The sequence below is a fragment of the Actinoplanes subglobosus genome, from assembly GCF_042650585.1.
In the GTDB taxonomy this organism is placed as follows: domain Bacteria; phylum Actinomycetota; class Actinomycetes; order Mycobacteriales; family Micromonosporaceae; genus Actinoplanes; species Actinoplanes subglobosus.
Genome location: NZ_JBHSBL010000003.1, coordinates 99,927 through 118,224 on the forward strand (window position 1 = coordinate 99,927; position 18,298 = coordinate 118,224).

At 68.4% G+C, this 18,298-nt stretch carries 21 protein-coding genes and 1 tRNA gene; 8 read left to right on the top strand and 14 right to left on the bottom strand.

What is annotated here, in order from left to right; genetic code table 11:
• Window positions 1-20: 20 nt before the first annotated feature.
• On the bottom strand, window positions 21-959 hold the full coding sequence (gene ligD / locus ACFO0C_RS02495) for a non-homologous end-joining DNA ligase (protein ID WP_378064823.1): 939 nt from the start codon (window positions 957-959) through the stop codon (window positions 21-23).
• A complete protein-coding gene (gene ligD / locus ACFO0C_RS02500) occupies window positions 949-1,890 on the bottom strand; it encodes a non-homologous end-joining DNA ligase (RefSeq protein WP_378064824.1) in 942 nt (313 codons plus the stop codon). Before ligD (ACFO0C_RS02500) ends, ligD (ACFO0C_RS02495) begins: the two co-directional genes overlap by 11 nt.
• Window positions 1,891-1,953: 63 nt before the next feature.
• On the opposite strand from ligD (ACFO0C_RS02500), the gene ku reads away from it, so the two are divergent.
• The 3 genes from ku (at window position 1,954) to ACFO0C_RS02515 (ending at window position 4,708) form a co-directional block, all read left to right on the top strand.
• Complete coding sequence (gene ku, locus ACFO0C_RS02505) at window positions 1,954-2,844, top strand: non-homologous end joining protein Ku (protein WP_378064825.1); 891 nt, start codon at window positions 1,954-1,956, stop codon at window positions 2,842-2,844.
• 13 nt (window positions 2,845-2,857) lie between these two features.
• Window positions 2,858-3,346, top strand: a complete 489-nt coding sequence (locus tag ACFO0C_RS02510; RefSeq protein WP_378064826.1) for an NUDIX domain-containing protein — start codon at window positions 2,858-2,860, stop codon at window positions 3,344-3,346.
• A gap of 72 nt (window positions 3,347-3,418) precedes the next feature.
• Entirely contained in the window at window positions 3,419-4,708 is a 1,290-nt protein-coding gene (locus ACFO0C_RS02515; protein ID WP_378064827.1) for an MFS transporter, read from the top strand.
• A 51-nt stretch (window positions 4,709-4,759) separates the two neighbouring features.
• On the opposite strand, the gene ACFO0C_RS02520 is transcribed toward ACFO0C_RS02515, so the two are convergent.
• From ACFO0C_RS02520 to ACFO0C_RS02545, 6 genes are all read right to left on the bottom strand, one after another.
• Window positions 4,760-5,929 carry an MFS transporter gene (locus ACFO0C_RS02520; protein WP_378064828.1) on the bottom strand — a complete coding sequence of 390 codons (1,170 nt, stop codon included), beginning with the start codon at window positions 5,927-5,929 and terminating at the stop codon, window positions 4,760-4,762.
• Window positions 5,930-6,047: 118 nt separating this feature from the next.
• Window positions 6,048-6,569, bottom strand: a complete 522-nt coding sequence (locus tag ACFO0C_RS02525; RefSeq protein WP_378064829.1) for a DUF6226 family protein — start codon at window positions 6,567-6,569, stop codon at window positions 6,048-6,050.
• 59 nt (window positions 6,570-6,628) lie between these two features.
• Window positions 6,629-6,826: a DUF397 domain-containing protein gene (locus tag ACFO0C_RS02530; RefSeq protein WP_378064830.1), complete on the bottom strand. Its 198-nt coding sequence runs from the start codon at window positions 6,824-6,826 to the stop codon at window positions 6,629-6,631.
• A 213-nt stretch (window positions 6,827-7,039) separates the two neighbouring features.
• Window positions 7,040-7,234 carry a DUF397 domain-containing protein gene (locus ACFO0C_RS02535; protein ID WP_378064831.1) on the bottom strand — a complete coding sequence of 65 codons (195 nt, stop codon included), beginning with the start codon at window positions 7,232-7,234 and terminating at the stop codon, window positions 7,040-7,042.
• A gap of 31 nt (window positions 7,235-7,265) precedes the next feature.
• The gene (locus tag ACFO0C_RS02540; RefSeq protein ID WP_378064832.1) at window positions 7,266-8,162 is read right to left on the bottom strand and encodes a helix-turn-helix domain-containing protein; all 897 of its coding nucleotides are present in this window, start codon (window positions 8,160-8,162) and stop codon (window positions 7,266-7,268) included.
• A 191-nt stretch (window positions 8,163-8,353) separates the two neighbouring features.
• Entirely contained in the window at window positions 8,354-8,791 is a 438-nt protein-coding gene (locus tag ACFO0C_RS02545) for a DUF6232 family protein (RefSeq protein ID WP_378064833.1), read from the bottom strand.
• A gap of 408 nt (window positions 8,792-9,199) precedes the next feature.
• On the opposite strand from ACFO0C_RS02545, the gene ACFO0C_RS02550 reads away from it, so the two are divergent.
• Window positions 9,200-9,658, top strand: a complete 459-nt coding sequence (locus ACFO0C_RS02550; RefSeq protein ID WP_378064834.1) for a DUF2231 domain-containing protein — start codon at window positions 9,200-9,202, stop codon at window positions 9,656-9,658.
• Between the two features lie 79 nt (window positions 9,659-9,737).
• Here ACFO0C_RS02550 and ACFO0C_RS02555 read toward each other — a convergent pair whose 3' ends face one another.
• Both ACFO0C_RS02555 and ACFO0C_RS02560 read right to left on the bottom strand, forming a co-directional pair.
• Window positions 9,738-10,112 carry a hypothetical protein gene (locus ACFO0C_RS02555; RefSeq protein ID WP_378064835.1) on the bottom strand — a complete coding sequence of 125 codons (375 nt, stop codon included), beginning with the start codon at window positions 10,110-10,112 and terminating at the stop codon, window positions 9,738-9,740.
• A 169-nt stretch (window positions 10,113-10,281) separates the two neighbouring features.
• Window positions 10,282-10,358 (bottom strand) — tRNA-Thr (locus ACFO0C_RS02560).
• 58 nt (window positions 10,359-10,416) lie between these two features.
• On the opposite strand from ACFO0C_RS02560, the gene ACFO0C_RS02565 reads away from it, so the two are divergent.
• A complete protein-coding gene (locus ACFO0C_RS02565; protein ID WP_378064836.1) occupies window positions 10,417-12,126 on the top strand; it encodes a metallophosphoesterase family protein in 1,710 nt (569 codons plus the stop codon).
• Window positions 12,127-12,253: 127 nt separating this feature from the next.
• Here ACFO0C_RS02565 and ACFO0C_RS02570 read toward each other — a convergent pair whose 3' ends face one another.
• Window positions 12,254-13,108 carry a PSP1 domain-containing protein gene (locus tag ACFO0C_RS02570; RefSeq protein WP_378064837.1) on the bottom strand — a complete coding sequence of 285 codons (855 nt, stop codon included), beginning with the start codon at window positions 13,106-13,108 and terminating at the stop codon, window positions 12,254-12,256.
• A gap of 267 nt (window positions 13,109-13,375) precedes the next feature.
• Here ACFO0C_RS02570 and ACFO0C_RS02575 point away from each other — a divergent pair, with 267 nt between their 5' ends.
• Complete coding sequence (locus ACFO0C_RS02575) at window positions 13,376-14,950, top strand: hypothetical protein (RefSeq protein ID WP_378064838.1); 1,575 nt, start codon at window positions 13,376-13,378, stop codon at window positions 14,948-14,950.
• 225 nt (window positions 14,951-15,175) lie between these two features.
• Here ACFO0C_RS02575 and ACFO0C_RS02580 read toward each other — a convergent pair whose 3' ends face one another.
• Entirely contained in the window at window positions 15,176-15,781 is a 606-nt protein-coding gene (locus tag ACFO0C_RS02580; RefSeq protein ID WP_378064839.1) for a hypothetical protein, read from the bottom strand.
• Window positions 15,782-15,969: 188 nt separating this feature from the next.
• Between ACFO0C_RS02580 and ACFO0C_RS02585 the strand changes: the two genes are divergently transcribed.
• On the top strand, window positions 15,970-16,200 hold the full coding sequence (locus ACFO0C_RS02585) for a hypothetical protein (RefSeq protein ID WP_378064840.1): 231 nt from the start codon (window positions 15,970-15,972) through the stop codon (window positions 16,198-16,200).
• A gap of 35 nt (window positions 16,201-16,235) precedes the next feature.
• Here ACFO0C_RS02585 and ACFO0C_RS02590 read toward each other — a convergent pair whose 3' ends face one another.
• Window positions 16,236-16,532 carry a hypothetical protein gene (locus ACFO0C_RS02590; protein ID WP_378064841.1) on the bottom strand — a complete coding sequence of 99 codons (297 nt, stop codon included), beginning with the start codon at window positions 16,530-16,532 and terminating at the stop codon, window positions 16,236-16,238.
• 1 nt (window position 16,533) lies between these two features.
• Window positions 16,534-16,860, bottom strand: coding sequence for a YbaB/EbfC family DNA-binding protein (locus ACFO0C_RS02595; protein WP_378064842.1), 327 nt, complete (start codon window positions 16,858-16,860; stop codon window positions 16,534-16,536).
• Window positions 16,861-17,071: 211 nt separating this feature from the next.
• Here ACFO0C_RS02595 and ACFO0C_RS02600 point away from each other — a divergent pair, with 211 nt between their 5' ends.
• Window positions 17,072-18,271: a DNA polymerase III subunit delta' gene (locus ACFO0C_RS02600; RefSeq protein ID WP_378064843.1), complete on the top strand. Its 1,200-nt coding sequence runs from the start codon at window positions 17,072-17,074 to the stop codon at window positions 18,269-18,271.
• Window positions 18,272-18,298 lie beyond the last annotated feature (27 nt).

Consider the following 18,298-nt stretch of genomic DNA (forward strand, 5'->3'; position numbering starts at 1 on the left):
CCACGATGACATCGGCGCCGTCACCGCGATGTCCCCCGATGAGAAGTGTCCTGATCGGGCACCCTAGGGCCTGGCCGCAACAGGTCGGCGAGCAGATCGCCGTGGGTGGCGACCCGGTCCAAGACCTCGGCCGGCCCGAGCTGGCGGGCCGGTGTCTCGCCGGTGGCCATGGCGACGACCTCGTCCCAGGTCAACGGGGCCGAGACGGCCGGCGACGAGCCCGCGCGCAGGGAATACGGCGTGACCGTCGTCTTCGCCGCGCTGTTCTGGCTCCAGTCGATGAAGATCTTCCCCGGTCGCAGCTGCTTGGCCATCTTCGCGGTGATCGACCCGGGCACCATGGCGGCCAGCTCCTCGGCGACCGCGTGCGCGAAGGCGGCGACGACCTCGGCGGACTGTGTGCCGGAGATCGGGCAGCACAGTTGCATCCCCTTCTTGCCCGAGGTCTTCGGATAGGCCGCGATCCCGGAGGCGGCCAGGCGGTCCCGCATCAGCACCGCCACCGCGCAGCACTCGGTCAGCCCGGCCGGCGCACCCGGATCCAGGTCGACGACCAGCATGTCCGGGTCGGCGCCGATCCGCCACTGCGGGGTGTGCAGCTCGATCGCGGCGAGGTTGGCCAGCCAGACGAGGGTGGGCAGCTCGTCGACGACCACGAAGTCGATGGTCTCCCGGCTCTTGGTGGAACCGGGCACCGGCATCGTCTCCAGGCGGACCCAGGACGGCGTACCCCCCGGTTTGTTCTTCTCGAAGAAATGCGCCTCGTCGACGCCGTTGGGATAGCGGATCCGGGTGACCGCCCGGTCCCGCAGGTGCGGCAACAGGACCGGCGAGATCCGCGTGTAGTAGTCGATCACCTCGCCCTTGGTGAAGCCGGCCGCCGGATACATGACCTTGTCCAGGTTGGAGAGTTCGAGCTCACGGCCCTCGATGGTCACCGGGATACGGTCACGGGGCATCGTCGGCACACTCCGAGGGCTTCTTGTCGTCGCGCAGCCGCAGGAAGCGGGGGAAGCGCAGGCGACGGTCGGGTGTCTGGTTGCCATAGCGGATCTCGGCCACGAGCTCCGGCCGTACCCAATGGGTGCCCTTGGCGTCCTCGCGCGGCACCGCACCGGGAGCGAACGGCGAATCGTCGGTCGCGAGCGGCGCCAGCCGCGAGAGCAGGTCACGTTCGGCCGCCGCCCCGATGCCGCCGCCGACCCGGCCCCGGAAGGCCAGACCGTCCGGTGTCGGCACGCCGACCAGGAGGCCGCCGAGTTTGCGTGCGCCGGGCCGCCAGCCGCCGATGACGTAGTCGCCGGTCCGATCAAACTTGACCTTGACCCAGTCCGGCGATCGGAGGCCGGGCAGGTAGACCGAATCGGATCGTTTGGCCATGACGCCTTCGAGCCGGTTCTCGCGAGCGGCGGCCTCGGTGGCCGGCCCGTCACCGAAGGACGGCGGCACCATCCAGCGTGGCCCGGCCAGGTCGAGTTCCTCCAGGCGCTCGCGCCGGGCAAGGTAGGGCAGGCCGGTGTAGTCCATGCCGTCGAGGTAGAGCAGGTCGAAGATCAGGTAGGTGACCGGAAGTGCCGCCGCCAGCCGCGCCGCCTTGCTCTTGTCGCGGACGTGCATCCGCTCGGCCAGCGCGGTGAACGAGGGCCGGCCGTCCGCGTCGAAGACCACCATCTCGCCGTCCAGGAGAGTGCCCTCCGGCAGGTGCAGGTCGGCGATCTCCGGATAGGCGGCGGTGACCACGGCACCGGAGCGGGCGTAGAGCGCGGGCGGGCCGTCACCGAACAGCGCCAGGACGCGGACGCCGTCCCACTTGAACTCGTAGCTCCAGTCCGGGCCCACCGGCAACCCGCCCGCTGTCGCGAGCATCGGGGTGAGCGGTGATCCGGCCACCCGATCACCATAGGCAAAAGCATTCACCTTACGCAGGCGTCCCAGTGATGCCATTCTGAGGACATGCGAGCGATCTGGAAGGGCGCTGTCTCATTCGGTCTGGTGTCGATCGCGGTCAAGCTCTATTCGGCGACCGAGGAGAAGGACATCCGCTTCCACCAGGTGCATCGCACCGACGGGGGCCGTATCAAGTACCAGCGCACGTGCTCGGTGGACGGCGAGGTGGTCAGCTATGACGACATCGCCAAGGGCTACGACGTCGGTGGCGGGGAAATGGTGATCTTGACTGATGAGGATTTCGCCGACCTGCCACTGAGCACCTCCCGGGCTATCGACGTGCTCGAATTCGTCCCCGCTGAGCAGATCGACCCGATCCTCTTCGCGAAGGCCTACTATCTGGAACCCGAGGGCCAGGCCGCGAAACCCTACGTGCTCCTGCGCGACGCCCTCCGGGACGCCGAGCGCGTGGCCATCGTCAAGATCGCGATCCGGCAGCGCGAGCAGCTCGCTACCCTCCGGGTCCGTGACGACGTGCTGGTCCTCAACACGATGATGTGGCCGGACGAGGTCCGTACCCCCGAATTCGGCTTCCTCGACGACGACATCGAGACCCGCCCGGCCGAACTCGCGATGGCCGCTTCGCTGATCGACTCGATGGCCGGCAGCTTCAAGCCCGACGAGTTCACCGACAACTACCGGGCCGCGTTGCAGGAGGTCATCGACGCCAAGATCGAGGGGCGCGAGGTGGTCCAGCCGGAGGAGGCCGAGGAGGCGCCGGCCGCCGCCGTCGACCTGATGGCAGCGCTCAAGGCCTCGGTCGAAAGAGCCAAGAAAGCCCGCGGCGAGGGTACGGACGACGCGCCCCCACCAGCGAAAAAGGCGGCCCGGGCGCCCCGCGCGTCAGCACCACGGAAAACCACCACGCCGCGGAAGGCCACCAAGAAGTCGGCGTGACTAATCTTCTCCCATGGGAGTTGCATGGGCGGATTCTTACCTCGGCAAGGTGCGCGCCAGCATCGGCGACACCGACACGATCTTCTTCGTCGGCGCCCGCACGGTGGTGTTCGACGAGCAGGGCCGGCTGCTGCTGATCCAGCGGTCCGACAATCACCGCTGGGCGATCCCGGCCGGTGCGATGGAGCTCGGCGAGAGCATGGAGGAGTGCGCCGTCCGCGAGCTGTGGGAGGAGACCGGCCTGCGTGCCACGTCCCTCACGCCGTATGCGTTCTACACGGCCTACACCTACACGAACGAGTACGAGCACACGTACCAGCAGGTGCTCATGACGTTCGTGGTGCACTCGTGGGAGGGTGAGCTGCTGCGCGAGACCGAGGAGAGCGTGGACGCCGGCTTCTTCCCGCTGGACGCGCTGCCCGGCCAGAAATCGTTCGTCATCGACGAGGCGCTGGCCGACCTGGCCACCTTCCGCGAGACCGGGATCCTCGTGATGAAGTAAGGGTGGGCTAAATCGCGGTGCGGCGTCCGGTTAGCTGGGGCAGGATGGCCCTTCGTGACCAAGAAGCGCCGCGTGAGCCTGGATCTGTCCCCGTTACGCACCTCCCGGGACTTCCGGCTCGTGTTCATCGCCGGCTTGGTGACCGCGTTCGGTTCGTTCATCAGCTACGTCACCATCCCCTACCAGGTGGCGAAGCTGACCGACGATCCCCTGATGGTCGGCCTGATCGGCGTCTGCGAGCTGCTGCCGCTGATCTTCATGTCGTTCGTCGGCGGAGCGCTGGCCGACTACATCGACCGGCGGCTGCTCGTCTGGGGCAGCGAGGCCGCACTCGCCGTGATCTGCGGCATCCTGCTGCTCAACTCGCTCTCCGACGAACCGCATCTGTGGCTGCTCTACGTCGCCGCGTTCCTGACCGCCGCCGTCGCCGGCCTGCAGCGCCCGGCTCTGCAGGCGATGGTCCCCCGGCTGGTGAAGCCGGAGGAACTGCCGGCCACCATGTCGCTGCAGTCGCTCAGTATGCAGTTCGCCCAGCTCGCCGGCATGCCGCTGGCCGGCGTCCTGCTCGCCAGCTTCGACCTGGCCTGGGTCTACGCGTTCGACCTGCTGACCTTCGCCGCCTCGCTGGTCTGCCTGTTCCTGGTGAAAGCGGTCCCGCCGCCGGTGGCCGCCGACCGCCCGTCGGTGAAGAGCGTGGTCACCGGCCTGAAGTACGCGAAGTCCCGCCCCGAACTGCTCGGCACCTACCTGGTCGACATCAACGCGATGTTCTTCGGCATGCCGTCCGCGCTGTACCCGTTCCTGGCCGAGGACCTGGGCGGCCCGAAGGTGCTGGGCCTGCTCTACGCGGCCCCGGCGATCGGTTCGCTGCTGGCGACGATCGGCTCCGGCTGGACCGCCCGCGTGCACCGGCACGGCCTCATGGTGCTCATCGCCGCCGCCCTGTGGGGTGTCGGCATCGTCGGCGTGGGCCTGTCGAACACCCTGTGGCTGACCCTGTTCTGCCTGGCCTTCGCCGGAGCGGCGGACATGGTCTCCGGCCTGTTCCGCATGATCATCTGGAACCAGACCATCCCCGACCACCTGCGCGGACGCCTGGCCGGCATCGAGATGCTCTCCTACACGACCGGCCCTCTGCTCGGACAGCTCCGGGCCGGCGCGATGGCCCGTACCGGTCTGGGCGTGGCCGGCTCCATCTGGGTCGGTGGTGTCCTGTGCGTCGCCGGCAGCCTTGCCCTGGCCGCCGCCCTGCCGAAGTTCCTGCGCTACAACGGCGAGCACGGCATGGCCCTGAAGAAGGCTGCCGACGACGAGTGGAACGCCACCGCCGCCTTCCGCACCGGGTCCGCCCCGGAAGCCTGACAGCGGCGGCCCTACCGCCGGGTTCCCGCAGCGCGGGACGGCGGTGGTGCCCTACCGCGGTTCTCGCAGCGCCGGGGTCAGGGCCAGTGACAGCACCAGCAGCATCGCCACGGCCAGCAGGCCGCGGGAGACCGTGAAGTGGTCACCGAGGAAACCGATCAGCGGCGGTCCACCGAGGAACGCGCAGTACCCGATGGAGGCGACCACCCCGACCCGGGCCGGCGCCTTCGCCGGCTCGTCGGCGGCGGCGCTCATCCCGACCGGGAAGCCGAGTGAGGCGCCCAGCCCCCAGAGCAGCGCCCCGGCGAAGGCGACCGCCGGGTGCGGCCCGAACACGAAGATCAGCAGCCCGGCCAGCCCGGTGACGGCCAGCAACCGGAGCACCGGCACCCGCCCGTATCGGTCCAGCAGGTTGGGGCCGAACCAGCGGCCGACCGTCATCGCGGCCAGGAACACCGCGAAGCCGAGCGTGCCGGTGGAGGCGTCGGTGCCGTGATCGTCGATGAGCGCGATGTTGATCCAGTCGATGCCGGCGCCCTCGGTGAGCGCGAAGGCCAGCACGAAGAGGCCGATCAGCAGGGTCCGGGGCTCGGTCCAGGCGGCCAGAGCGCCACCGGACTTGCCGGTCTCCTCCTCGGGTGTGCTCTCGTCGACGACGAACCCGCGGACCGCGAGGACCACCGCGATCACCACCAGGACACTGGCGATCACCACGTGCTGCGTGACCGGGAGTCCGGCCTTGACCGCAGCCGCCCCGGCCAGTGCACCGGCGACCGTGCCGACGCTGTAGCCGGCGTGGAACCGGGACATGATCGACCGGCCGAGGCGGCGTTCCACCACGGCGGCCTGCACGTTCATGGCGACGTCCCACGCGCCGGTGGAGAAGCCGTAGACGTAGAGCGCGATGACCACCGGGAGTACGCCGTACTGGTAGCCGACCGCGGCGCCGGCCAGCGCCGCACCGAGCACCACCGCCATGGTGCCGACCATGGTGCGGGAGCCGAAGCGGTGAACCAGGTGCCCGGCCAGTGGCAGCGAGGTGATCGACCCGGCGGCGATGGCGAGCAGGACGAGACCGATCCCGGACGGGGTGAGCCCGAGGTGGTCACGGATCTGCGGAATGCGGGCGGCGAAGCTGGCCATGGCCACGCCGAGGAAGATGAAGGTGATGTAGACCGACCGGGTGGTGGCCCGCAGGTCAGCTGTCTCGACCGTACTCAAACGATGACTCCGGGGGTGCTGTGAGAGCGTTTGCTCCGTTCACCGTATCCGCGTGGTGGGCAGCATTCGCGTGGTGGGCGGGCGGCCGGGTCAGCCACCCGCCCGGTGATGACGGCGGTCAGAGGGAACGACGCTGCCAGGGCGCCCACTGGATCGGCGCGGCGAAACCACCGCGCCGGGCGTCCCGGGCCCCGGCCGCGGACAGCGGCCCCTCCCGGTCGGATTTGACGCCCGTGCCGATCAGCCTGGTCTCGAACCAGGACCCGCTCAATCCACGGCGAACGCGTTCCCACAGCCCGCCCTCGACGAGCGCACCGGTGTGGATGCGCAGCCGGTCGGCCAGGATCGCCGGGTCCTCCTCGCAGGTTTCGCAGGCGCACACCGGCAGAGTCTCCGCCCACCATCGGCCGAATCGGAGCGAGAGCCCCGGCTCGGTGAAGTGGACCGCCAAGGGCGCGGCGGTCGGCATGCGGGGGATGAGCCGGACGGTCCGCACGAGCGCCTCGTCGAGCCCGAGTGGTTCCTTGCCCTCCCGGCGCTCCACCTGGTAGCGCTCGGTGAGCTCGTCCAGCAGGATTTCGGCCGCCTCGTGCAGAGTGGCGAAGCGGTCGGTCTCGGTGGCACCCGGTTTGCCGTCCACCCATGCAGTATGCCGCGCTCGGCCCGCGACGCCGGGGTCCACCGAAGGAAGGTGAGTCATCAGAAACCGAAGGTTCCCGCCTTGACTCCTGCCACGAACGCGTCCCACTGCTCTTCACTGAAACTGAGGGACACGGTGCCGGGGTTCTTCGAGTCGCGGACCAGCAACCGGTCCTCGACCCGGGCCACCTCGACACACGCGCCGTAGGCACATCGACGACTCTTGCGCCAACGGGGCTCTTCCGTCGGTTTGATCATGTCTGTGCACCTCCGTGACGGTTCGGAATCCACGTTATGCGAGGAAATCGGACCAGGGCGGACGCGTACGTGAATGAAAATGAAAAAATGCCGCTTAACTCACTCAATGCGAGTTATGCGGCGTCAATTTATTGTCATTATTCACTTTTGTGAATTTTTTGGACCGGCCCGCTCTGATTGCCTCGCGGCCAGAGCGGGCGCGGCCGAACGACTTCAGAAGCGGAACTCGCCCGCGGCCACACCCTCCACGAAGGCGTCCCACTCGGCCCGGGTGAAGCTCAGAGCAGGCGCCTCGGGGTTCTTCGAGTCACGGATCAGGTACTGGTCTTCGACCTTCGCGACCTCGACGCACGTCGACGTTCCGCAGCGGCTGCTCTTCCGCCATGCGGGCACGTTCATCTCTTCCATGAGGACCTCTCGGACAGTGTTACTCGCTGATTTATGTTTTTTCCGGGGACGCGGAACCTGTATTTCCACGTTCCAGTTCCTTTATCTGCCGTTCGATGAATTGGATCGTGTCTTCCTCACCGGCGGCCTCGTGCCAGACCCGGTCGTAGCGAGCGCGATGTTTCGCGATCGTCTCCCGGTCCTCGATCATTTCGTCATTGAGACCGGTCTCCCGGTACAGCACCTCACCCTGACCCAGCTGAAGCAGGTCGAAGCTGGCGTTGTTGGTCACCGACGCGTCGAGCGAGAACGGCACCATCCGGATACGGACGTAGCCGTTCTCAACGTTCTGCTTCAGGTGTCGGAGCTGCTCCGCGAAGACCTCCGGGCCGCCGATGGTACGGCGGAGCACTGACTCGTCCACCATGAGGAGGAACATCACGTCGCGGGCCTCGAGGACCTCGCGCCGTTTGTTCCTCGCCTCGATGCGTCTTGTGCGCTGGTCCGCGGAGAGTTCGTCCTCGAACCGGGACATCAGCGCTTCCGCGTAGGCGGGCGTCTGTAGGTGACCCGGTATGTAATAAATCGAGTACGAGCGGATCTCCGAGGCCTCGCTCTCGTACTCGATCAGTTTACGCATGCCGTCGGTGAGGGTGTCGCGGAATTCGGCGGCCTGATACCACACCTGCTGACGGGTCCGGGCGATGCGTGCGGCGGCGACCAGATCGGCGATGACCGCCTTGTCCTTCACACCGAGGAAACTCAGCAACGGTCGCAGATCGTTCTGGGAGATGCTGACATCACCGTTCTCGATCCGGATGACCTTGCTGTGCGACCACTCCATCTCTTCGGCGACCTGATTTTGGGTGAGACCGGCTCGCTCTCGCGCTTCACGGAGCGCGAGACGCACGCGCCGGCGCGCGATCGTCGGCGAGTCACCCTCGGTCATGAGTCCTTCATCGTCGAAGCGTGTGGTGACGATCAGTAACGGCTAAGCTGCGGTAAGCCACCTCGCTGCCTGCCAGGTGGCAACCAGCGAGGTCGCGGACATCCTATTACTGTCCTATCAGAACGACGGGTGCAAGGTGCGGTTTTGATCAATTCGCAATCTCACCCGAGAGGTCCTCACAAAAGCGCAGGTCAGGCTGCCGCGAGCCCATAGCCCCACGAGGTCCGGCGCCGGTCCTCCATGGCACGCCTCAGGGCCCTGCTGACCTGATTGAACACTCGTGCATCAGCGGACGAGTAGAGCACCACGGCTGTTCCGCGGTACTGCGCGTGCAGCTCCCAGCGGCCAGGCTCACGCCACAGCATCGCTACTCCGGGTATGGCCAGGCCCAGGAAGACGAGAACGTAGACGGCCGGATCCGGGAGCAGGATCCAGCCGGCGGCCGCCGCGGCGATGGCGACGACGGCGAATGCGGGAGCGTAGGGACGGACCCGGGCGGGCGCCTGGACCAGGCCGACATTGCGAAGATCCGGAATGGTGAAGACCAGCGGCGCGGTAGTGGGGTGCCAGACGAACCGATCGTCGGACACCAGGGCGTCCGGCCCGCGATAGTAGATCCGTGTGCGCATGGCGAACTCCTCTTCACGGATTCTTGCGAGAGGAGAAGGAGTCGAGCCACCATTGGCGCGAGAGACCCATTCCCGCCTCGCTCGAGTCGCAACGAACGAAGCCGCTGAGAAAGCTGCCGCTGAGGAGTAAGCCTCAGAGGCAGACAACGGCACCCGTTTGCCGCCGGGTGCCGTTGCTTGTCTCTCCCTCCAACTCCGCCCTTGTTGCCCTACAAGAAGTGAAGCACGCCACCCGGCAGCCCGCCACCACTCAATCTGCCATGTTGCAGATTGCGTACAAGCTGTGCGACGTTTGCCACGCCGAGCCATCGGCGGACGCCTACGTGTTTGCCGCCTGAAGCGACCGGGTAGGCCAACCTCGGATGCCGTATGAACCTGCGTTTGTGCAGGTAGGAAGGGCGATACCGAATGGAGAGCCGATTGAGCGTCGCCGGCCAGGCGGTGCAGCCGATTCTGGTGATGTTCCCACTCGGGCTGTTCGCAATGGCCGTTATGTTCGATATGGCGGACTTGTTGGGCGGGCCTAGCATTCTCGGTGCCCTCGCCTACTGGAACATCGTGGCCGGCCTGGTCGGCGGGGCACTGGCCACCGTGGCGAGTGCGGCCGACGTGATGTTCGCCCGCCGCTCGCAGGACCGTCGGCTCGGCGCGCTGCGCAGCCTGATCAACGTGGGCGTGCTGGTGGTCTTCGCGGTCATCGCGATGCTGCGGGTGCAGGCCGCTGACCGGATCATCGGCGGCGGGCTGTTCACCGTCGAGCTACTGGCCCTCGCACTGGCCGGCTTCGGCGCATGGTTCGGCGGCGAGATCGCCAACGGGCGCCCACCGGCGTTCGCCCGCGCCGCGGTCGGCAACCGGAACTACTGACGGACCGCTGGAATCCGACGCGCCGGAATGGCCCGGATCGACGATCCGGGCCATTCCTTTGCGCATTTGCGAATAGCCGTCAGACGTTGTCGATGGTGCCGGAGGCACCCGGCGTGCCGGCGTAGAGCTCGATCCGGTAGATCGAGTAGAGGCCATTGATCCGGCCCGACTTGCACTGCGCCGTGTTAACGATGCCACTACCCACGACGACGCCGCCCGTGTAGTCACGGACACGCCAGTTGGTGCCGAGCGTGCCGCCGCAGACCCGCCAGTCGATGAAGTGACCGGAGTAGTTGGCGTTGATGTACAGCGACTGACAGCTGGTCAAACTACCCACGCTGGTCAGCGAGCATCCGTCGCTGATGGCGAGGGCGGGGGTGCCGACCATCACCGAGGCCGCGACCCCGGCCACGGCCGCCGCGGCCAGGCCCTTCTTACGCAGATTCGATGCCACAATTACCTCCCCGTGAAATAGACATCTGCCTTTGTTAAGGCTCACACGCACCCTAACGGACATCGATCTCTGTGTCTGCCCCGTCCGGAACCGTGACCCGCGGGGGCAAGTGCCACTGCCGCGGAGAAACACGAATGGGCCGGACCCAGAGGGTCCGGCCCATCGTCGATGGAGCCGCCTGACGGAATCGAACCGTCGACCTACGCATTACGAGTGCGTCGCTCTAGCCGACTGAGCTAAGGCGGCAGCGATTGCCAAGTGTACTGCATAGACGGACGCGCTCTCGCCGGGGGAGGATCGTTCGGTGACCATCGTTCCCCGACAGCGTCTCGCCGAGTCCGAACCGAGTGTGCCGAACCGGCCTCGGAGCCTCGATCCGCAGGAGCTCGGGTTCACCCGGAAGGGTCCGATCGGCTGGCTCGCGCCGCTGCTGCTGCTCAGCACCGGGTTGCGGACACTGCTGCACATCCTGTTCGGGGCCTATCTCGACAAGCGGGAGCTGCAGAACGCGCTCGACGGTGACGTCTTCGACCACTCGGCCACCGCCACCGGTGAGTTGTGGCTGGATTACGTGGCCGACCTCGGGGACGGGTTCGACGCCACGTACTCCATCGCCTACCTGCTGGCCCAGGAGGAGCTCGAGGTCGACGGTGATCGGCTGCCCCGCGGCCGGCTGCTGCTGATGGGTGGCGACCAGGTCTATCCGCTGGCCAGCGGCGACGGCTACGAGAACCGGATGAAAGGGCCGTACCGTGCGGCTCTGCCCGAGGCACCGGCCGGTGTGCCGCGCCCCACTCTCTTCGCCCTGCCCGGCAACCACGACTGGTATGACGGGCTGACCGCGTTCCTGCGACTCTTCGCACGGCGCAAGGACGGCCACATCGGCGGCTGGCGCACCGAGCAGCGGCGGTCGTACTTCGCGGTCAAGCTGCCGGGCGACTGGTGGCTGTTCGCGGTGGACGAGCAGTTCGGCGCCTACATCGACGACCCGCAACTGCTCTACTTCGAGCGGGCCGCCGAGAACGTCGGGCCACAGGACCGGGTCATCCTGATGACACCGTCACCGACCTGGGTCAAGGCACGGCAGGATCCGAACGCGTACGACGCCGTCGACTACTTCATCCGCACCATCCTCGCGCCCACCCAGGCGCAGGTGCGGGTGCTCGTCTCCGGCGACCTGCACCATTACGCGCGCTACTCCGGCGAGGACCGGGAACTGATCACCTGCGGTGGCGGTGGGGCGTACACGCTGGGGACGCAGAACCTTCCGGACCACCTGATGGTGCCGCCGAAGGAGACGCTGGCCCGCAGCCGGAGCCGCAGCCGCCGCTACGAGCGGAAGGCGACCTTCCCCGACTCGACGGCGTCATGGCGGATGGGCTGGGGCGTCTTCCACCGGGTGCCGCACCGCAACGCCGGTTTCGCCACGATGCTCGGCATCATCCACACCCTCACCATGCTGGCGATGGCCGGCGCGGTCAGCCAGGGCGGCAACATCCAGCGGCTGTTCAGCATCCCGCTGGTCCTGATGCTGGTTCTGATCATGGCGGGCACGGTGCTGTTCGCGAAACCGGACGGGAACGTACGGCACTGGGTCCTCGGCGCGGCACACGGTCTCGGTCAGATCGGGCTCGCGGTCGGTGGCACCTGGGTGTGGGAACAGTTCCCGTTCCGGAACTGGCAGTGGCCGGGACCGCTGGCCGTCGCGGCACTCGCCTACGGCCCGGTGATCGCGATCGTCTCCACCCAGCTCCTCGCCCTCTATCTGCTGATCGCCGCCAGGTTCGACGTCAACCTCAACGAGTTGTACGCCGGCCAGGGCATCGAGCAGGCGAAGAGTTTCCTGCGCCTGCACATCGGCGCGGACGGCACCCTGACCGTCCACCCGCTCGGCGTCGAACGGATCTGCAAGAGCTGGGAGGCCGACCCCGACGGCGACCCGCACGCGTCGTGGTTGCGCCCGCAGACGCCGCTCACCGTGCACCGGATCGAGGAGCCGTTCACGGTCGCGTGACCCCCACCCTCAGGTCGTGACCGATCCCGATCATCCAGAGCATCAGGAGGGCGATCGCACGAGACGGCCGTGCTCACCGATTACCTCGACAACACCATCCAGGTGCCGAGGGAGTGGGTCACCAGGCTCACGCCGTAGCGTCACCGGCGTTGTAGTGGGCGTCGTGAGCCTGGCGCGGGGCACACACCGAGGCCCGGCTGCACGAGCAACGGGACCCGTCAGCATCCAGCCGGACCACGACCGAGTCCTTCGGCACACTGTGCGCGACGACGCGACCGTCACCCTCCGGGCTCGTCACCCGCGTGCCGATGGGCGGGGCCGAGGCCTGGAACTGCTGGTAGAGCGGGTGCTCGTATTTGAGGCAGCACATCAGGCGGCCACACGCGCCGGAGATGCGCAACGGGTTGAGCGGCAGATCCTGATCCTTCGCCATGCGGATCGTGACCGGCTCGAAGTCGGTCAGGAAGGTGGCACAGCAGAGGTCGCGGCCACACGAGCCGATGCCGCCCTGGACGCGGGCCGAGTCACGGGCCGACAGCTGGCGCAGCTCGACCCGGCAGTGCAGGGTGGCACCCAGGTCACGGACCAGCGATCGGAAGTCGACACGGTGCGGGGCCGTGAAGTAGATCGTGGTGCGAGCGCCGCCGTTGCCGGGCGCGTCCAGCACGTGATCGACGGCGACGACCTTCATCGGCAGGTCATGCGCCTTGATCAGCTTCTTCGCGGCGACCTTGGCCTCGGCCTTGCGTTTACGAAGCGTCTCGTCCCGGCGCAGGTCCTGATCATCGGCGAGACCGACGACCTTGGGGAACCCATCGGTGTCCTCGTCGACCCATTGCGGCGCCCAGACGCACTCCGCCACCTCGGGACCGTCATCGGTCGGGACCAGGACGCGGTCACCGACAGCCGGGGTGAAACCGGCGGGATCGAGGTAGTAGAGGCGGCCGTACCGGTTGAAGCTGACCGCGCACAGCATGCCCATGCGATCAACCCTACGACGGTTGGCAAGCCGTACCAAATGCCGGTTTTGAACTACCCGCGAGAGTTGTCGCATAGATGCCGCGCAACCGGACGAATCGACCCTCGTTGGCCAGTCCCGAAGACGCTCCACGCCTCGAAGGGACCCGCCATGACCCCCGCCCGCTCAGTGGCCGTCAGTGTCGTAGCGCTCGGGCTGGCGGGAACCCTCCCCTTGCCGGCGTCCGCCGCCCCCCTTTCCACGACTCCCCTCACCCACACCACCGCCGCCGTGACTCCACCCGCCTGCGGACGACCCGCGCACTACGCCGCCCAGTCCTCCGCCGAACTTCTTCGGATCGATCGGCTGGATCTGGGTTCCGGTACGGCAGCAAGCAGCGGCAAGGGCGGTGCGGCCGAAAGCCGTGGCGGGCCGGGCGGTGCCGGCGCGAATCCGATCGTCGGGGGCGTCGGGCTCGGTGAATCACGGGCCGTGCTGATCGCGGACGGAAAGGTCAACTCGGGCAGCGCGGCACGAACCCTGAACGGAAAGGTCGCCGGCTCCAAGGACCGGGCCGACCTGGTGCTCCAGAAGGCGCCGCCGGTCAGCCCCCAGGCGACCAGCCGACGCACCGGATCCAAACGGTTCGGCCCGATGAGGGTGGGCGACGGCAAACTGAGCGCCCGCGCGGTCTGGGCACACGGCATGGCCTGCGGCAACGCCGTCGGCGACACGTCCTCGGCATCGGCCGAGATCAGCCGTGTCACCCTCGCTGGAGGTGGAAGCGCCGCGCTGGCCCGGGTACCCGAGAAGGTCACCAGTCGCAGCGGCACCGCGATGCGTCTCCACGGCGGCGCCCCGCAATCGGTGGCCTCCGCGACGATCACCGCCGGCCGGATCAGCCTGGTCGACAACGAGGTGCGGATCCGGGTGCTACGCGCCCCTCAACTGCGGGTCAGCATGACCGCGGCCGGCCGGAGCCGGGTCGACTATCAGCCGGCCGTCGTCGAGGTCACCGGAACAAACAGCAAGCGAACCCGCCTCACCACACCCGGTGACCACATTGACATCACACTGAGTAACGAGATGCGTCCGCTGGAGTCGCTGCCGCCTCGCCTCGAACCGATCGGCGACCTCCCGCTGCCGAAGGTTTCCGACCTTCCGGTGACCGAACAGACCCCCACTCCCGGCAACGAACCAGGCTCGACGCTGCGAATCTCCCTCGGCGAGGTCCGCCAGGCGACCAGAGGAAAGGCCATCGCGGCCCGCGTCACAGCAATCCGCGTCATCCTGACACGCAATGTGGACAGCACCCGCCCCCAGACGGGCATTGCACCGTCCAGTGTGGCCGCGGATCTGGGCATCGGCATGCTGACGGCGGCCGCCGTAGCTCCCCATGGCAAGACCTCCGGCAAACCCGGTCCGACCAGTACGAAGGGGCACTCATCGGGTTGGGGCAACGCCGCCGACAGCGCATCCCCTCACGGCACCCCGAGCCAATCGAGCACAAAGGAACAAAACACCCATAACGCCGCTCGGGGGAGCACCCCGGTCCAAGCCAGCAGAGCACCCAAGGGCGACACCGCAGCCAAAGGCGACACCGCAGGTCGGGGTGCTACCGCAGGTCGGGGTAGTACTGCGACACGGGGCCACGCGACCCGCGGCGACACCTCATCCCGAGGTGATGTGCCATCCCAGAACGGCACCCCCGGCGACGCTGATGCCAGCCCTGGCAAGGCCTCGAGCAGCACGGATCTCCCGCTCACCGGTCCTCGCGTGGTGTCACTCCTGATCGCCGGAAGCACCCTGATCATCGTCGGCGTCGCCGCGGTGGTCCTGAGTTCCCGCCGCCGCAAGCGCACCTGAAACGACCCCAAGACGAGCCACAGAGGCCGACCGTTGACCGAAGACGGACGGCCGAGTGGTGACAGACCGCCGAGTGGCGACAGACCGCCGAGTGGCGACAGACCGCCGAGTGGCGACAGACCGCCGAGTGGCGACAGACCGCCGAGTGGCGACAGACCGTCAGGTGGAAACGGACCGTCAGGTGGAGACGGACCGCCGAGGGGCGACGGACCGCAGCGAGTGCGGTCAGACGAGGAGCGGGGTTTGCAGTTCCGCCGAGCCGGTCAGCAGATCCTCGGCCTCGTCGTAGCCGTCCGCCACGACTCGCAGCAACCGGGAACCGATCGCTGCCGCGGCCGCGGCCTGGTCGGATGGGAGCTGATCGCCGGTGATGAGCACGATCGCCTCGATGGAGGGCATTACCTCGGTCAGTACCGCTGCCAGGTCGGCGCGGATCCGAAGCATCCAGGCGGTCAGTGAGTCGGCCAGGTCGGCGGTCGCGGCCATCCGGTGACCGAGGCTGTCGGGGCCGCCGTTGAGGTGTTCGGCGGCGCTTCGGCGGGCCTTCTCGTAAGCCTCCGAAGCCTCACCTGTCCAACCGCTCGCCAGCGGCAGCGCGTCGGCCAGATCAGCGTAGGCACGGGCGTCGGCGCGCAACTCGGGTGCCGCGTCGAGGATCGCTGTGGGACGCAGGCCCGCTACCGCACGGGCCGCGTCGCCGGGAAGCAGACGCACCCGGCGCAGCTCACGCCAGACGTCGTGGCCGCCGGGCGCCCCGATCTCGGAGAGCACCTGGTCGACCCGTCCGAGTAGTGGGTCGGCAGCCGTCAACAACTCGTCGAGCCGATCCATCAGCAGCCTCGCCGCCAGCCGAAAGCCCGGCCGGACTGCGAGTCGAGCGACCGCCCGGAAAGCCGCCGGGAGCCCTCACCGGACAGTCGCGCCGGAAAGCCGACGGATGACCGCTCGGAAAACCGGCCGGCTTGGCGGTCAGAAGGCCGCCCGGCAAGGGGCCGAAGACCCCTGCCAGCACGGCCGGCATGACCATCAGAAAGCCACCCAGCAAAGGACCGAAAACGCCGGCGCGCATGGCCATCAGAAAGCGACCCAGCAAAGGGCCGAAGACCCCTGCCAGCACGGCCGACATGGCCATCAGAAAGCCACCCAGCAAAGGACCGAAAACGCCGGCCCGCACGGCCGACATGACCATCAGAAAGCCACCCAGCAAAGGGCCGAAAACGCCGGGCAGCGCGGGAATCGGCACCGGGTGACGGTGGGGCCGACAACGGCGTACGCGATCGGGGCATCAGAGGCCTCGCTGGAAGCGGCGCCGGACCAGATCGTCGGTGTCGGTGTAGGTGTCGGAGGCGGCGCGGACCGCCTGGGCCATCTCGGTCAGCCTCGTCGACGCGTCGGCTGCCTCGCGGGCCCGGGCCGACAGCGCCGCGGACCAGCCGGCATAGAGGGCTCGCCCGATCCGGCCGGGGCGGCCGGCGTCGGCGGCGGCGAAGTCGGCGGCGCCTGGCAGCAGCTCTGGCACCCGACGGTCCAGGATGGCCAGCGCCTCGGCGGCATGGTCGATCTGGTCGGCGAGTCGGTCCACTTCAGTGCCCCTCCAGCGTGCGGAACGATCCGAACACCTCACCGTGCAGTTTCTCCCTGGCCCACCGGGCGGCCTGGGCCGCGCTGGTGACCACGGAACGAATCTCACGGGCGAACTCGGCCGGCTGACGATGATGCAGTGCCCCGTGGACGCGAACGTCCACGATGTCCCCCGCGGCGGTCACGACCACCTCGATGGACTGGTCCGGAGAATGCACCGACACGGTGTGGGCGGCGACCGCCTTGTCGAAGTCGGCACGCAGGTCCTCGATGTGCCGATATCGGTCGATCGCCTCGTCGATCCACGCCTCGTCGATCTCGCGGGCCATCCATGGCTCCTCACCGCGCGTCATGTAGCCGTCGCGTTCCGGGTTGAGACCGTACCCGCTCCAGCCGCCGCGCCGCTACGGTGGCGTGTCCCCTGTGGATAACTTTGACAGGCACCACACAGCGTCACCTTGGGGCGAACAGGCGGCTACCTTAAGTGATCAACACTTACCGGTGGCGTCACGTGTCGGTGGTCCGCAATACCATCGTCCGGTGACTCCGCATGACGTCTTCTCGGAGCTGGTGGGCCAGGACGAGCCGGTCGAGACCCTGCGCCGGGCCGCTGCGGCCGCCGCCCGGGTCGTGGCCGGCGAGCCGGCGGCCGGCGGTGGCATGACCCACGCCTGGATCTTCACGGGCCCGCCCGGCTCGCGGCGCACGGTCGCGGCGCGGGTGTTCGCCGCGGCGCTCCAGTGCCAGCGGGACGGCACCGGCTGCGGCGAGTGCCACGGCTGTCATACGACGCTGGCCGGCACCCACGCCGACGTGCAGTTGGTGACGACCGAGGGTCTGACCATCAAGACCGAGGAGACGCGGGCCGTGGTGCTGCGGTCGGCGAGTGCGCCGACCGGTGGCCGCTGGCAGGTGGTGATCATCGAGGCGGCCGACCGGCTGCACGAGCGGGCCAGCAACGCACTGCTCAAGGCGATCGAGGAGCCGGCGCCGCGGACGGTCTTCCTGCTCTGCACGCCGTCGGTGCATCCGGACGACATCCTGGTGACGATCCGGTCCCGGTGCCGTCTGGTGCCGCTGCGTCAGCCTCCGTCGGCGGCGGTGGCCGAGTTCCTGGTGCAGCGGTTCGGTGTCGAGCCGGAGCAGGCGGGCTGGGCGGCGGCGGCCTCGCAGGGTGACGTGGAGCGGGCCCGGCAGCTGTCCGCCGATCCGGAGGCCCGCGGTCGCCGGGAGGAGGTGCTGTCGGTCCCCCGGCGGCTGAGCAGCATCGGCGCCTGTTTCGACGTGGCGGCGAAGCTGGAGGTGGCGACGAAACTGGAGGCGGCCGACTCGGTGGCCGAGCTGGACGTCACCGAGCGTGCGGCGCTGGAGCGGGCGCTCGGGGCGGGTGGCACCGGCCGGGGCGCGACGGGCGCGATGCGGGGTGCGGCCGGCCAGCTGAAGGAGTTGGAGCGCAATCAGAAGCTGCGGGCGACGCGGGCCCAGCGGGACGCGCTGGACCGGGCGTTGCAGGACCTGATCGGGTTCTACCGGGACGTGCTGGTCACTTCGATGCGGGCGCCGGTCCCGGTGGTGCACGGCGATCTAGCGGCGGTGTCGGCGGCGGCCGCGGAGAAGTGGTCACCGGAGAGCACCCTGCGCCGGCTGGAGGCGGTGCTGGCCTGCCGCGAGGCGATCGACAAGAATGTGAAACCCCAGGTCGCCCTGGAGGCGATGATGGTCACGCTCTGGCGGGGCTAGGCCACCCACCGGGGAGGAGCGTCGCCC

What these genes read in the sequence shown, in the direction of transcription:
- ACFO0C_RS02535 (WP_378064831.1), bottom strand. Translation starts at nt 7,234, where the DNA reads ATGGAAGAGATGAACGTGCCCGCATGGCGGAAGAGCAGCCGCTGCGGA.
- ku (WP_378064825.1), top strand. Translation starts at nt 1,954, where the DNA reads ATGCGAGCGATCTGGAAGGGCGCTGTCTCATTCGGTCTGGTGTCGATC.
- ligD (WP_378064823.1), bottom strand. Translation starts at nt 959, where the DNA reads ATGCCCCGTGACCGTATCCCGGTGACCATCGAGGGCCGTGAGCTCGAA.
- ACFO0C_RS02585 (WP_378064840.1), top strand. Translation starts at nt 15,970, where the DNA reads ATGACCATCAGAAAGCCACCCAGCAAAGGACCGAAAACGCCGGCGCGC.
- ACFO0C_RS02510 (WP_378064826.1), top strand. Translation starts at nt 2,858, where the DNA reads ATGGGAGTTGCATGGGCGGATTCTTACCTCGGCAAGGTGCGCGCCAGC.
- ACFO0C_RS02545 (WP_378064833.1), bottom strand. Translation starts at nt 8,791, where the DNA reads ATGCGCACACGGATCTACTATCGCGGGCCGGACGCCCTGGTGTCCGAC.
- ACFO0C_RS02530 (WP_378064830.1), bottom strand. Translation starts at nt 6,826, where the DNA reads ATGATCAAACCGACGGAAGAGCCCCGTTGGCGCAAGAGTCGTCGATGT.
- ACFO0C_RS02570 (WP_378064837.1), bottom strand. Translation starts at nt 13,108, where the DNA reads ATGGGCATGCTGTGCGCGGTCAGCTTCAACCGGTACGGCCGCCTCTAC.
- ACFO0C_RS02580 (WP_378064839.1), bottom strand. Translation starts at nt 15,781, where the DNA reads ATGGATCGGCTCGACGAGTTGTTGACGGCTGCCGACCCACTACTCGGA.
- ACFO0C_RS02540 (WP_378064832.1), bottom strand. Translation starts at nt 8,162, where the DNA reads ATGACCGAGGGTGACTCGCCGACGATCGCGCGCCGGCGCGTGCGTCTC.
- ACFO0C_RS02550 (WP_378064834.1), top strand. Translation starts at nt 9,200, where the DNA reads ATGGAGAGCCGATTGAGCGTCGCCGGCCAGGCGGTGCAGCCGATTCTG.
- ACFO0C_RS02595 (WP_378064842.1), bottom strand. Translation starts at nt 16,860, where the DNA reads ATGGCCCGCGAGATCGACGAGGCGTGGATCGACGAGGCGATCGACCGA.